Origin of the sequence: Micromonospora sicca (genome assembly GCF_003172935.1) — a bacterium.
Taxonomy (GTDB): domain Bacteria; phylum Actinomycetota; class Actinomycetes; order Mycobacteriales; family Micromonosporaceae; genus Micromonospora; species Micromonospora sicca.
In genome coordinates, this window is record NZ_QGKS01000223.1 from 66,049 (window position 1) to 80,656 (window position 14,608).

8 protein-coding genes and 1 pseudogene are annotated in these 14,608 nt (G+C 69.4%); 6 read left to right on the plus strand and 3 right to left on the minus strand.

All coding sequences use genetic code 11. From position 1 onward, the window contains the following. Window positions 1-53 precede the first annotated feature (53 nt). A complete protein-coding gene (locus DKT69_RS15340) occupies window positions 54-3,653 on the plus strand; it encodes an alpha-glucuronidase family glycosyl hydrolase (RefSeq protein WP_109802234.1) in 3,600 nt (1,199 codons plus the stop codon). Window positions 3,654-3,857: 204 nt separating this feature from the next. Then, complete coding sequence (locus DKT69_RS15345; protein ID WP_161557849.1) at window positions 3,858-7,352, plus strand: glycosylhydrolase-like jelly roll fold domain-containing protein; 3,495 nt, start codon at window positions 3,858-3,860, stop codon at window positions 7,350-7,352. A 229-nt stretch (window positions 7,353-7,581) separates the two neighbouring features. On the opposite strand, the gene DKT69_RS15350 is transcribed toward DKT69_RS15345, so the two are convergent. Next, window positions 7,582-7,857, minus strand: coding sequence for a hypothetical protein (locus tag DKT69_RS15350; RefSeq protein WP_109802236.1), 276 nt, complete (start codon window positions 7,855-7,857; stop codon window positions 7,582-7,584). Between the two features lie 138 nt (window positions 7,858-7,995). On the opposite strand from DKT69_RS15350, the gene DKT69_RS15355 reads away from it, so the two are divergent. Next, window positions 7,996-8,388, plus strand: a complete 393-nt coding sequence (locus tag DKT69_RS15355; RefSeq protein ID WP_109802237.1) for an MmcQ/YjbR family DNA-binding protein — start codon at window positions 7,996-7,998, stop codon at window positions 8,386-8,388. 465 nt (window positions 8,389-8,853) lie between these two features. Here the strand turns inward: DKT69_RS15355 and DKT69_RS15360 are convergent. Then, window positions 8,854-10,219: pseudogene (locus tag DKT69_RS15360) on the minus strand (pyridoxal phosphate-dependent decarboxylase family protein). Between the two features lie 386 nt (window positions 10,220-10,605). On the opposite strand from DKT69_RS15360, the gene DKT69_RS15365 reads away from it, so the two are divergent. Next, window positions 10,606-11,061 (plus strand): hypothetical protein, encoded by a 456-nt coding sequence (locus DKT69_RS15365; RefSeq protein ID WP_109802238.1) that lies wholly within the window; start codon window positions 10,606-10,608, stop codon window positions 11,059-11,061. Window positions 11,062-11,114: 53 nt separating this feature from the next. Here DKT69_RS15365 and DKT69_RS15370 read toward each other — a convergent pair whose 3' ends face one another. Next, entirely contained in the window at window positions 11,115-11,744 is a 630-nt protein-coding gene (locus DKT69_RS15370; RefSeq protein ID WP_236647936.1) for a class I SAM-dependent methyltransferase, read from the minus strand. A gap of 567 nt (window positions 11,745-12,311) precedes the next feature. On the opposite strand from DKT69_RS15370, the gene DKT69_RS15375 reads away from it, so the two are divergent. Together DKT69_RS15375 and DKT69_RS15380 are read left to right on the plus strand one after the other, a co-directional pair. After that, a complete protein-coding gene (locus DKT69_RS15375) occupies window positions 12,312-13,253 on the plus strand; it encodes an ABC transporter ATP-binding protein (protein ID WP_109802239.1) in 942 nt (313 codons plus the stop codon). Then, window positions 13,250-14,608 (plus strand): ABC-2 transporter permease family protein, encoded by a 1,359-nt coding sequence (locus tag DKT69_RS15380; protein WP_109802240.1) that lies wholly within the window; start codon window positions 13,250-13,252, stop codon window positions 14,606-14,608. Before DKT69_RS15375 ends, DKT69_RS15380 begins: the two co-directional genes overlap by 4 nt.

Consider the following 14,608-nt stretch of genomic DNA (forward strand, 5'->3'; position numbering starts at 1 on the left):
GCGTCAGAGCGCCCGACGACGGCCTTGAGGAAGGACCTAGACGAGGAGAGGCGATGTCGGGACTGACCAGGCGACAGCTGTTGACGGCAGGCGCCGGCGCCGTGGCCGGCGCGTGGCTGCTGCCCTCGCAGGCGCTGGCGGCGCAAGCCCAGCCGGCGGCGAAACTGCCCCAGCTCGATCCGGCCGAGGACGGGTACGAGCTTTGGTTGCGGTATCGGCCGGTGGGAAACCCGGGCCGACGTACGGAATACACCCTGGCGTTCACGCACGTCGTACGGCAGGGCAAGTCGCCAGTGCTGCAATCCGCGGCGGCGGAGCTGACGCGGGGCCTCAGCGGACTGCTGGACCGCGACATCCCGACCGCGGACCAGCCGTCCGAGCGGGGTGCCGTGGTGCTGGGCACCCCGAGCAGCTCCGCCCTGGTACGCGATCTGCTGCCCGCCGGGGAGCTTGACGAGTTCGGTCCGGAGGGCTTCGTGCTGCGTCGGGTCCGCGGCGGCGGCAAGGACATCGTGGTGGTGGCGAGCACGGGAGACCGCGGCGTGCTCTACGGCGCATTCCACCTTCTGCGGCTGCTGCAGACCGAGCAGCCGGTCGAGCGGCTGGACGTCCGGGACCGGCCGACGAACCCACTGCGGCTGCTCAGTCACTGGGACAACATCAACGACACCGTCGAGCGCGGGTACTCCGGCGGGTCGATCTTCCAGTGGTCCGTGCCCGGCCTGTCACCGCTGGTCGGCGACTATGCGCGGTATCTGGCGTCGCTGGGAATCAACCGGACGGTGGTCAACAACGTCAACGCGAACCCGCAGTTCCTGACGGCGAAAATGCTGGACGAGGTGGCCGCAGTGGCCGACGCAATGCGGCCGTGGGGCGTGACCCTGATGCTCTCGGCCAACTTCGCCAGCCCGATCGTCCTCGACCGGCTGCCGACCGCCGACCCGCTCGAGCCCCGCGTCAAGGCCTGGTGGCGCGACAAGGCCGCGGAGGTGTACGGGAAGATCCCGGACTTCGGCGGGTTCCTCGTGAAGGCCAACTCCGAGGGGCAGCCGGGTCCGGCCGAGTACGGCCGCACGCACGCGGACGGCGCCAACGTGATAGCCGAAGCCGTCGCACCGCACGGCGGCTTGGTCATCTGGCGGGCGTTCGTGTACGACCTGAGCGACGGCGACGTCTCCACCGACGCCTACCGCACCTTCCTCCCCCTGGACGGCCGCTTCGCAGACAACGCCGTGGTGCAGGCGAAGTACGGCCCGGTCGACTTCCACGTCCGCGAGCCCGTGCACCCGCTCTTCGGGGCCATGCCCCGCACCAACATGACCCTTGAGCTGCAGGTCACCCAGGAGCACACCGGCCACGCCACCCACCTGTGCTACCTCGTGCCGTGGTGGAAGAGCGTCCTGACCTTCGACACGTACGCCAAGGGGGCGGGGACGACGGTGGCGCGCGTCGTAGGCGGGTCGGTCCACGGCGGGCTGGCCGGCGTCTCCAACTTCGGCGACGACCGGAACTGGACGGGCCACCACCTCGCGGGCGCAAACGCGTACGGCTATGGGCGCCTCGCCTGGGATCCCAGCCTCTCCGCGGAACAGATCACCGACGAGTGGATCCGGATGACGTTCGGCTCGCACCCGCAGTTGGTCAAGCCGCTGACCGCGATGCTGTTCGGGTCGTGGGCGACGTTCGAGGACTACACGTCGCCGCTGGGCATCGGGAACCTGGTCGCCGGCAACGGCGACCACTACAACCCCGACCCGGCGAGCGCGCAGATCGCCGACGGTACTTCTGTGGGGTTTGACCGGACGGTCGCGACCGGCACCGGGTTCACCGGCCTCTACCGCGAGCCGTGGAACCAGATCTACGAGTCCCTCGAGTCCGTGCCCGACGAGTTGCTGCTGTTCATGCACCGCGTGCCGTACGCCCACCGGCTGCACTCGGGCAAGACCGTGGCCCAACACATCTACGACACCCACTTCGAGGGGCTCGCGGCAGCCGCTGGCGAACACCGCGCGTGGGACGGCGTCGAACCATGGGTGGGCAGCCGGCGGCACGCGGAGGTGGCGGAGCGTTTCGTCGCGCAGATCGCCCATGCCACGCTGTGGCGGGACACCATCGTCGCCTACTTCTTCCGGCTGAGCCGGTTGCTCGACGAACGCCGTTCGTGGGTGCAGGTCAAGCTCGCCGATCCCGGCGCGGAGCTGGTTCTGGGCGGGTGGCCGAACCGCCTTCCGGTGGAGATCGGCAATGCATCGCCGGGCCCGCTCGAGGTCACGGCGCGGGTGAGCACCCCCGCCGGCTGGACAGCCCAAGCGGCGACCAGGGCGATCGAGTCCCGGCAGTTCGAGGTGGTCGATTTGCCGGTGATCCCACCCATGGTCGGGGCGATCGTCTCCGTCAGCGCCGACGTGCAGGCGGGTGGTCTGCCCGTCCTCGGAGGTACTAACACGTCCCTGGTCGTGGCGCCGGTCGGCCGGAGGTGCGTACGCGCCCTCGACGCCGGCTCCAAGTCCAGCCCACTGCTGCCCGGCTACGCCGGGTTGAGCCCGGAGACAGCCTGGGACGCGCAGCGCGGCTTCGGCTGGGTGGGCATCCCACCTCAGCAGCGCGACCGCGGATCGGCCCTCGACGCGTTGCGGCGCGACTTCTGCGCCGACGTCCCCACCCGCACCCTGCGCATCGCCGTCCCGCCGGGCTCGTATCCGACGTACCTGCTCGTCGGCGATGTCGTCCGCTCACAGCCGACCATCGTCAGCGTCAACGGGGTTGAGCTGGCCCGCAGCCGGGTGCTCGCGGGCAACGAGTTCGATTGGTTGACCTTCACACTCGACGGCGGGCCGTCCGGCAAGACGGTGGACCTCCGCCTGTCCGGCATCCCCGGCGAGTACTGGCACCTGAACGCGCTCGCCATGGTGGATCCGGATTCGGTCCTGCCCCCGGTCGTGGTGGCGGGTGCCTCCGCGCACGACGTGCTCACGCTGCCCGCGGAGCCGGCCTCGGTGGTGTTCACCTTGCAGAACATCACCGACGCCGACTCGGTCGTCCGGCCGGCGGTGAGCGCCAGCCAGGGCTATCGGGTGACGGTGCAGTCCGAGCAGGCGACCGTGCCCGCCGGCGGTTCGCTCGAGGTCCCGGTGACGGTCGTGCGGGATCGCGGCGCGCCGGACGGCACGCTGACCTTCGAGGTGGGCGGCGAGTCCCTGACGGTGGCCCTGCTGGCGACCGACAACTGGGTGCGGGTCGCCACGATGTCCGCGTCGAGCACGCACGCGAGTTCCTCGCCGTCGCTGGCGAACAACGGGAACACCGACTCCGAACAGTGGAACAACGGTGCGGGCGGCTGGAACGACGGCACGGCCGGCGAGTTCCCCGATTCGCTCACCGCCACGTGGGAGCGTCCGGTGCGGCTCGGGCGGGTAAAGGTCTTCACGCTGGACAGCCGGCAGTACCCGGCGGCCAGCTGGGGCCTGCGTGACTACGAGGTTCAGCTGCAGGTCGATGGGGTCTGGCAGACGGCGGCGGAGGTGCGGGGCAACACGGCGGGCGTCGTCGAGTCGACGTTCGCGGCAACGACGGCGAGCGCAGTGCGAATCATCGTTCACGACACCAATGACCACGGGTACAGCAGGATCATGGAGCTCGAAGCGTACGAGTGAGTGCGGCGATCGGCGCGTCACGTGGCAGAGCACGAAGGATGTGACTCTTGACCCGCACTGAAGCTCGGACCCACTTTCACGAGGCAACCACTGTTGAAACGATTCAGCTCGCAGCGCGAAGTGGTAGCCCTTTGCGCAATTCGCCACCGTGCGTGGCGCCTTCGATTACCGTCGCGCGCAACTCGATCATGAGGAGGGGTCGGCGTGGCCGGTCCACACAACAGTAAGCATTTCGCTCATCGAGGCAGGCATCTGTCGAAAGTGGTGGGCGTCCTCACGGCGCTGCTCATCGTGGCCGCGTCCCCCCTGCAGGCACTCGCCCGCAGCGACCAGCCGGCGCAAGTGGGGACGCGGCAAGCGGAAACCGAAGCGGGAGCCGCACTGTCGGCGGCCCGCTTCGAGAATCCAGCGGGCGACAGCAAGCCCACGATGCTCTGGTTCTGGAACGGGACCATCACCGAGGACCTCGTCGACCGTCAACTGGCCGACATGCGCAGCGAAGGCCTCAGCGAGGTCGTGATCTTCCCCGACGCGACCTCGTCCCTGAACCCCGCCTTCTTCACCGAGGGCTGGTTCGCGATGGTCGGGCACGCCCTGCGCGAGGCGCAGCGGACGGGCATGAAGGTGTGGCTGTACAACGACCGCAGCTTCCCCAGCGGCCGCGCCGCTGGCTATGTGGTGAACGGCGGCACGATCGGCGACCGCGTCTACGAACCGCATCCCGAGCTGCGCGCGCAGAGCATCGCGCGGAGCGAGCTCGAGGCTTCAGGACCGAGATCGTTCGACGTCCGCGGGCGGTTTCCCGGGCTGATCCCCGCCGCGCTCAGCGTGTCCGACGGCCGCCTGAAGGTGGACGGGGGCTACGTCACGCTACTGGGCCGCGGCAGCGACTGGACCGACTACACGTTCTCCTTCGACGCGCAGCCACTCCAGACGGCATCGCTTGGTGGCCGCAGCTATGCGCAGGCCGGCTGGGTCTACCGCGCCCAGGACACCGCGAACGGCTACATGTACCTGCTCGGCAACTATCCCCACGCGGGGGCCGCGGGGGGAAACCTGACGAAGATCATCTACAAGAATGGCGCGTACGTCTCAACCCGGGTGATGCGGCTGCCGTTCAACGTGGTGAGCGGCCGTTCGTACCACGTCGAGACGCGCGTCGAGGGCGACCACGTCGTCACCTCGATCGACGGCATGGTCGTCGACGAGACCACCGACGCAACCTACGCGCACGGCACGATCGGCTTCCGGGAAGCAACCACCCAGCACGAGTCGGCCACCTTCGACAACCTGCGCGTGACCGCACCGGACGGCACGACCCTGCACTCGCAGACCTTCGACTCGGAGTCGGCGTTGAGCGACTTCGCCACTCCGGCGCCGGCCGACAACGTCGTCGCCGTGGCTGCGCTGCCGGTGCGCGACGGCAAGCCGGACCTCGCCGGACTCGTCGACCTCACCGACCGCTTCCGCGCAGGCACGCCGTGGAGCGTCCCGGAGGGCGACTATCAAGTTGAGTACTACCTCCACCACGCCCGCACAGACTTCGGCGGGGACGGGTACCTGAACCTGTTCGACGAGGAGGCGATCAGGCGCTACATCCAGGTGGTCCACGACGAGTACTACCGGCGCTTCGCCTGGGCGTTCGACGCGGGTGTGGTCCGCGGGCTCTGGGACGACGAGCCGCGGATCGCCACCGGGTACGGCGCGGAGCCCTCGTGGTCCGACCTGGTCGGGCGCAACCTCGCCCACGCCGGTGCGACGCCGGCTCAGGCGCTGGCCGCCACCTTCGGCGACTACGGCCCTGCCGGCAGCCGCCTGCGGGGCGTGCTCTCGAACGCCGCCAGTGACGCGCTCGCGCAGGCGTACTACAAGCAGCAGGGCGACTGGGCTCGCGCGCACGGCACGCAGATCATCTCCAACCCCCTGTCCGACGATCGCCCACCAGCCTGGATGCTCCGCGAGACGGGCGACATCCACAAGGACAACCAGTGGATCCAGGTGCCCGGCGGCGATGCCATCAGCGGGAGGGTGGCGCCAGGGCTGCGCAACCTGGTCCCGCGCTACATCACCAGCGACGGGCATCAACAGGGCGCAAGCCGAATCCTGCACGAGAACCTCGGCGCCTACGGCTGGGGCGTCACCCCGCAGCTGGCGCGCTACGTCAACGGCGCGATGGGCGTGCGGGGCGTCAACCTGACGGTGCTGCACGCGTACTGGTCCAACCCGGACAGCGTGCGCTATCCCCCGTCGCTTCAGCCCACGAACCCATGGTGGAACTCCATGGACGGCGTCGTCGACTGGACTGGCCGGGTGATGGAGCTGACGCGGGGGCAGGCGAACGCGCCCACCGCCCTGCTGCATCCCCAGACCGCGGCACAGGCCTGGCAGCGAACCGAGACGGGCGACGCGCTCGACAACGAGTTCCGCACCGTCACGTACGCGATGGAGGACGCGCAGGTCGACTTCGACATCCTCGACGAGGCCTACCTCAACGGGGACCCCGCGATGAATCGCCAGGCAGTTGTCAGCGACCGTGCGCTGACGGTGGGCCAGCAGTCCTATCGGGTCGTGGTGGTGCCGCCGGCGCCAACGATGAGCGTGAAGGCCGTCGCCCGCCTCGACGAGCTCGCCCGTGCCGGAGGCACGGTCATCGCCTACGGGGAACTCCCTGTTCATGAGGCCGACGGCCAGGACGAGGCCCTGCGGACGGCGCTCATCCGCCTGTTCGGCACCGACCCCGCCCGCCCGCAGCCGACCGACCATCGGGTCGGGTCCGGCCACGCGGAGTTCGTCTCCACCACGACGGACCTCCGGCGGGCGCTCGACGGGGCCCGTGCACCCGCCGCGCAGCTCCAGCCCGCCAGCCCCGACACCCGCGTGCTGCGGGTGAAGCACGGACCGGACCAGGTGTTCATCCTCATGAACGAGGGCACCAAGGCGGTGGACACCACCGCCGCCTTCCCGATCATGGGTACGCCGGAGATTTGGGATCCCGACGACGGCTCCCACCGCGTCGCGACCCGGTTCGACGCGACACCCGGCAGCCAGGCCACCTCCGTGCCGCTGCACCTCGAGCCGACGAAGGCCCTGGCCGTGGTGTTCCGGGGCCAGCCGCCGGCGCCACATCTGGTGCAGTCCCCGTTCGAAGCCAGCTCAGTCAGCACGACTGATCGGGACACGCTCCAGGCCACCGTCATCGCCGACCGGCCAGGCGACTTCACGCTGGTAGGCGCCGAGGGCCCGCGGAGGTACACGGGCAGCCTGCACGTCGAGGGATCCTTTGCGCCGATCGCGCTCGACGGTCCCTGGCGCTTCCGCTTCGACCAGCCCGATGCGCAATGGACCGAGCGGCCCCTGGGGTCGTGGACGCAAGTCGACCGCTCCTACTCCGGGGACGCAACGTACGAGAAGAACGTCAGTCTCTCGGCACAGGATCTGGCCTCGGGGCGGCGTCTGATCCTCGACCTCGGGAGCGTCCGGGACGTCGCCCACGTCGCCGTGAACGGTACGCAGGCCGGCCGCCTGATGTGGGAGCCCTACCGGCTCGACGTCACCGACCTCCTGCACGTGGGGGAGAACCGGATCGACGTCACGGTGGCCAACACGCCGGCCAACGCCCACGGCGCGGGACAGCAGTCGGGACTCCTCGGACCGGTCGTGCTGCGCCCCCAGCAGGAGACGACCGTCCAGCTCAATTGATGACCGATGCTCGTCGTGATGCCGGCGCTGCCGCACGGTACACCGTGACAGCAGTGCCGGCATGTCCCGCTCGGATGACCCCGGAGCCTCACCAGATGATCGCGGGGACTACCGCACTGACGACGAGTCTGTGATCACAGGCAGGAACAAACTTGCGGCCGGACACCCCGCAGAAGGTCGCAACGGCGATCAGCGACGACCAGATGACCAGCGTGCCGCCTCCGGTCCCCTATGCGCCGTTTCGCGCGATGGCGGCAAGCGTGGCGGTGTCGACTCCGGCGTGAGGGCTGAGCGCCTCCGACAGGGAGCCGATGAGCGGCAGCCCTGCCCAACCTGATCCCCCGACAGTCATGCCGGCGAGCAGGACGGCGAGCATGATGACGATCGGATTGTTCGGGATGTGCCCCTCGACACCGCGGATCGCGTCAAACAGGAATCCTGGCGCCGTCGCGCCGTCTGCCAGCCCCAGCCGCCTGAACGCCCGACCCGTCCGCCTTTGGATCACCGCGTACGCCCGAACTCCATGGCGAGCGACAGGTAGCTCTGTCGGTGCCGGCCGGTCGTCTCGCTGTCGAGCGCCGGCGGCGCGGCGTCGGCGGTTAGGCTGTACGGATGCAGGGGGCGGTGTCCTGGAGCGACCTCGATGGCTGACGCCGACGATGTCCGTCAGCTGGCGGTGGCGCTGCCTCACGTGGTCGAGATCGACAGTGACGGCTTCGACTTCCGAGTCGCCGACAAAGGGTTTGTCTGGTCCTACCCGGAGCGCAGAGCTGGTACGTCGCGCCTCATCCGGACCGATATCGCAGTTCTATACGTCGGCGACGAAGCGGAGAAGCAGGCGTTACTCCTCGGCGAGCCCGAGGTTTTCTTCACCACGCCCGCGTATGACGGGTTGCCCCTGGTCATGCTGCGGTTGACGCAGGTGAGCGTCGACCGTCTACGGGAGCTCATCACCGACGCGTGGCGCATGCGGGCCCCGGACTCACTCGTCGGTGACCTCGATTTGGCCCCAGATCTGAGCAGAGCTGATCAGTAGGTAGAGGTAGCGCTCCCCGTGACCGCAGCCCGGCCAGGCTTGGTCGAGGTGACCGGCGGGATCGCTCTCTCATCGGCTCAAGATCACAAATGGTGATCGCAACTGATCATCTGCCGGACTCATCCGGACGCGCCGCATGAACTCGACCGACGTGACGATTCGAGAAAGTTGACCGATCGGTGCGAGGCGGCCAAGAGCCAACAACACCCGGAACGATTACGGGCGGTCTGCAAGAGGCGCCAGCACGGGCAGGACGCGCAGTCCATGCGGAGCGGCCGGTGGACGCCACCGCGGGTCAGCCATGGCTGAAGCCGCAGCTGCAGGAACAGGAGTAGTAGACGTGTAATTCAAACTGCAGCTACGTCGCCGGTAGGCCCTGCTAAAACGTCGGCACAGCTCGCTCCGAAGGCCCCCTCGCCGGCCTGGTATCCACCGGGATCGGTGCTGGATAGAGCGTGGTCGACGTTAGGCGGCGAGGCGGGTGATCGCGGCGACCGACCGGTCCACGTCCGCCACCGTCGTGGTGGCGTTCGACACCGAGAGCCGCATCAGTCGCCGCCCCCGCCACGTCGTACCGCCAGCCCAGCAGGTGCCGTCCGCCTGCACCGCCGCCACCACTTGGTCGGTGCGCGCGTCGCCGCCGAAGCCCACCAGCACCTGGTTGAGGACTACCTCATTCGCCACCTCGAACCCGGCCGCGGTCAGGCCCTCGGCGAACCGGCGGGCCAGCGCGCAGCAGCGATCGACCAGCGCCGCGACCCCGTCGCGGCCCAGCTCCCGCAGCCCGGCCCAGACGGCGAACGCCCGCGCCCGGCGCGAGGACTCGGCGGTGAGGTCCGCTCCCACCGGCGCGCCGCCGGAACCGACCAGGTACGCCGCGGCGTAAGACATTGTCGCCGCATGCACATCGGGCCGGCGGCAGAACGCGAATGCCGAGTCGTACGGGAGGTTCAGCCATTTGTGGCCGTCACAGGCCCACGAGTCCGCCAGTTCCAGCCCGGCCACCAGATGCCGCGTGGCGGAGCTCGCCGCGGCCCACAGTCCGAATGCTCCGTCCACATGCACCCACCCATCGTGCTGGTGGACCAGCTCGCACGCTTCCCGCAGCTCGTCGCAGGCGCCGGTATTCACGTTGCCGGCCTGGAGACACGATGGTGGGCGCCGGGGAGCCAGCTTGCAGCACAGCCCGCAGCGCTCCGAGGTCGATGGCGCCGTTCGGCCCGGTGGGCACCGGCTCCACCACGTCCAACCCGAGGCCCAGCAGACGCAGCGACCGGTCGATGGTGCCGTGCCGCTCGTCCCCGGTGATCACGCGGATCGGCGGCGCCCCGGGCAGCCCGCGCCGTTCTACGTCCCAACCCGCGTCGGCCAGCACCTGGTGCCGGGCGGCGGCGAGCCCGGCGGTGTTCGCCGCCTGGGCGCCAGTGACGAAACCCACCGACGCCGACGCAGGGATCCCCAGCAGCTCCTTCAGCCAGCTGCCGGCAGCAGCCTCGGCGGCGATGGCAGCCGGCGACGTGACGGCGTTGAACGCAAGCTGGTCCCAACCGGCAGCGAGCATGTCGGCCGCGGTTGCCGCCGGCAGCCCGCCGCCAACCACGAACCCGAATTACCGCGGACCGGCGCTGGCGACCAGGCCGGGCTCGGCCGCGGCGAGCAGGTCAGCCAACACCTGCTCAGGCGGGCAGGGGGCGGAGGGCAACGGGCCCGAGAACGCGTCGGTCAACACAGCCTGGTCGATCGGCACGCCGACCGGCCGGTCCGGCAACGACCGCCGGTATTGCGCCGCGTGGTCAGCGGCCAGACGAAACAGGCGTGTCAGTTCCTCCACCGACGCACCCTATCCCCCGGACCCGATGGGCTACGTCCTCGATCGTCGACCGTCACTGAGGGAAATCACCTCTAACCTGCGTTGCCACGGCTCTCGTATGCACCTGCTGCCGCCCACCGAGGTTGCCTATCAGTGCGACCACGCGTGGCATGGGCCAAGGCGCAGCTCTTCCGGAGTTCATGGTGCTTGGCGTTCGGGGTGAGCTGTTGCCCTGCGTTGACGTCCCTCCGGGGCCTGACCGCTGGCGAGGCCGTCGGATTGATCGTCGGCCAGCATCATCCAGAGCTGGTTGGTGGACCGTTTCTGGTGTATCTGATGGCGAAGGTCGACAACTTCGGTGGTTGGAGCCTGCCAGGCAGGATGAGCCGTTCGACTCACTCGACCCGTTGAACACCAACTTGCGCCTGCGGCAGGACCGGAATCCGACCGGGGCTCGGCACCTCAACTGGGTCAAGGTCGTGGCTCTGCTCAACGGGGCTGCCACGAACGGTGGAGCGGGCAACGCCGCCTTCGACCTGCTGAAGCTCAGCCTGTCCGCGACGGCGAGCAGGATCGACCAGCGCCGGCGTGACCGGACGTCGCATCTGAGCGAGGAAGATGCGGTCGCCATTGCCACCTCGTGCGCCTGCCTGACGGTAGGCATCGATGATCCGGCCCGGCTCCGGCTGCGCCACACGAGCGTCCTCCGACACTGGCAGCGGGTACGCCTGGAGTCGTGGCGGGTGGCCCTCACCGACAGACCGAAGCAGTTCGACATGGTGATTGTCGGGCTGAAGGTCCTCCCGGACCGGCTGGAAGGCTCCCAGGTGCTGGTCGAGGCCCAACGACCCCTGGCCCGTTGAGGTAGAAGGGCGCAGGCTGACACGTCGGGCTTCTCCAGGAGGGCCGCGTCACCTCACTCGGCCATGCGACGCGCGAAGAGGACGGCACCTGGAACGCTCTGGTCCAGGTCGAGCAGCGTTTGAGCCTCGACCGTGAATCCGGCGTCGCGCAGCCAGGCTGCCACCTGGCTGGGTTGGCGGCGGTGGACGTAGACCTTCATGGGATGGCCGCCGTAGCCCTGTGTCTTCAGCCGTGCTTCGTCGCCGACGTGGAAGCCGAGCAGCAGCAGCCCGCCGGGGCGCAGCACCCGCCGGAAATGTGCCAGAACTCGGCGCACCGCGTCGTCGGGAACGTGGATCAGTGACCACCAGGCAAGAAGCCCGGCCAGCGAGGCGTCGGCGAGGTCCAGATCCGTCATCGAGCCGACCTCGAACCGCATGCCGGGGTGGTCACGCCGAGCCACCGCAACCATCGACGGTGAGAGGTCGATGCCAAAGGCGTCGATGCCCAACTCGCGTAGGTGGGCGGTGACGTGTCCTGGTCCGCAGCCCACGTCGGCCACCGGCCCACCGCCGGCGTCGTGAATCATGTCGGCGAACGTCGCCAGGCTCCCCCGCAGGTAGGGCTCGCCACCGAGAGCTTCACGCACCTGGGCGGCATAGCTGACCGCGACCGTGTCATAGGAGGTTCGGGTGTCAGCCAACCAGGCATGATCGCTCACCCGGGACAGGGTAGTGACGGCGATTAGGTGGCAGCTGGCCCGGGTGCCATCGACAGTAAGCCGGAAGCCAGGCCGCAACGTTCGTCCGCACGACAAGGGCGAACGCCAGCGCGAGCCGGGACGTACAGGCGCAGGGGCTCAGGCCCGACATGCGACGCGAGGCCCGCAACTTGATGCTGCCGGTTTGCGAGCCCCTGCGCAGGACAAGCTCGAGGACTGGATTCCTGCAGATCCCCTTGGGCGCTAACCGGTCGTGACCCCTCGCACGCCGAGCACCCCATTGAGTCGGTCGACGGGTAGAGACGAAGTCCCTCGGGTCGCTGAAGAGGTCACCAAGCTGGACGCCTTGGCTCCCGCGGCACCGGCCACTGCGGGCAGATTGGCCGCTTCCCAGGTACGGCCCTCACGCTCTAAATATCGACGGCCATCGGCGGGGCCTCGGCGCGGCGGATGCCCCGTCGTCTCCCGTTCCATGAACGTTCAGCCAACTGTCCCTGCCCGCGTTGTCTGCCGTCCCTAAGTTGCTTAAGGCTACGAAAGAAGGGGCTCATGGACGCACTCCTCGCAATCCGGGCTCGCGGGATCACCAAGTCTTTCGGCGACGTCGTCGCACTCGACGGCATCGATCTGGAGGTAACCCAGGGGCAGATCCACGGGTTGGTCGGGCCGAACGGCGCCGGCAAGACCACATTGCTCGGCCTCCTGCTGGGCCTGGCCGTCGCCGACAGCGGCCACCTCGAGATCCTGGGTACGCCGATCGCGCGGGCGCTCGCCGCTCCCGACGGTGTCGCCGGTTTCGTAGACGGTCCCGGCCTCTACCCCTCGCTCACCGCCAGGCAGAACCTCGCCGCCCTGGCCGCTCTCCGCGGCCACAGCGTGCGGACAACGGGAATCGACGACGTGCTCGACCAGGTCGGGCTCACCGACGTCGCCGACGACCGGGCGAGCGGCTTCTCCCTCGGCATGCGTCAGCGGCTCGGGCTCGCCGCCGCCCTGCTCACCAAGCCCCGGCTGCTCGTGCTCGACGAACCTTCCAACGGCCTCGACCCGGCCGGCAAAACACACGTACACAGTGTCCTCACCCGGCTCGCGACCGACGGAACCAGCGTCGTGCTCTCAAGCCACCGCATGGACGATCTCGAGGCACTGTGCTCCGAGGTCACCATCCTCGCCACCGGACGGGTCGTCTTCTCCGGCCCGCTGAGCAAGCTGGCCGCCGAGAGCCGTGAACTCGACTACCGGCTACGCACCTCGGACCCCCAGGCCGCCCGCCGGCTGGCCGCCGACACGGCCGGAGTCCACGTCGACGACGACGCCGGGGCACGGCACGACACGCAGGTGCTCGTCGTACGCGCGCTGGTGCCCGCCCTCGACGAACTGGTGGTGCGGCTCGTGCACGCGGGCATCGCGGTGCGCGAGCTCGCACCCGTGGTGTCGCCGCTCGAGGCCGCGTTCCTCGCCCTCACCGAGCAGCAGGAGGCCATTCGATGACCGCGACCATCGCCGACGCCCACGCTGCCGGTACCCGCCGCGTCTCGGTGGCGCGCGGCTACCGCTTCGAGCTGGTCAAGCTGGTCTCGCAATGGCGGATCCGCTTGCTGGTCCTCACCTGCTGGATCGCGCCGGCGCTCTTCGTCGCGGCGGTGAGCCAGCAGAGCTCGCTGCCCGTCGACACCCTCTTCGGTCGCTGGATGCACGCCACCGGGTGGGCCGGAACGCTCGTGATGCTCGGTTTCGCGGGCACCTGGGCGCTCCCGCTGCTGACCTCGGTGGTCGCCGGCGACGTGTTCGCCTCCGAGGACCGGCTCGGCACCTGGCGTCACCTGCTCGTGGCGGTCCGGTCGCCTCGCCGGATCTTCGCAGCGAAGGCATTGTCCAGCCTCACCGTCATCCTGCTGCTCGTGGCCGGGCTGGCCTGTTCCAGCGCGGCCGGCGGGGTCGTGGCGGTCGGCAACCAGCCACTTGTCGGCCTCGACGGCCACCTGTTGACGCCGGCGGACGCCGCCGGGAAGAGCCTGCTCGCCTGGGTCTGCGTACTCGCCCCGACCCTGGCCCTCGCCGCGATCGGATTACTCGGGTCCGTCGCGCTGGGGCGGTCCCCGATGGGACTGCTGCTGCCCGCGCTCGTCGCGCTCGCGATGCAGCTCGCCCAGATGCTGCCGCTGCCCGTCGCCGTACGCGTCGCGCTGCCCGGCTATGCCTTCATCGCCTGGAGCGGTCTGTTCACCAGCCCGGCACAGCTCGGCCCGCTCCTGATCGGCATCGTGGTCAGCCTGGTGTGGGCCGTGACCGCGACAGCGTTGGCTTACGTGCTTTTCCTGCGACGCGACTTCACCAACCTGACCGACGACGGTTCAGGGCGCCGCGCGGTCACTGCGGGAGTCCTGCCGCTCGTCGGGCTGGTCGCCGTGACGGTCGCGGTCGTCGCCGCGGCGACCCCGGCGACGGGCTCCGGGATCGAGCAGGACAGAGTGCAGCGCTCGGTCGCCACGGCATTCGCCCACCTCTACCGCATGCAGGCCCAGCAGCTCAACCGCCCCGACGTCACCGAAGCGCAGCTGCAGGCCACGGCGACGTGCAACAAGGGCGGCGGCAATCTCGCCGCCCAGGGGCCGGGCAACGACTGGCGTTGCGTCATCTCCTGGCATCTCCCCGACGTCGAGGCCGCAGGGACGGCCATCTACCAGCTCGACGTCACCGCAGACGGGCGGTTCGTGGCCGATGGCGACGGACCGAAGGAAGTGAACGGCTACTTCCTGGTGCGCACCCCGACCGGGGACGCACCGAACCCGCTCTGGCAGTTCGACGGCAACGTCGAACTGCTCCCCACCACCCGGAAGGGATAA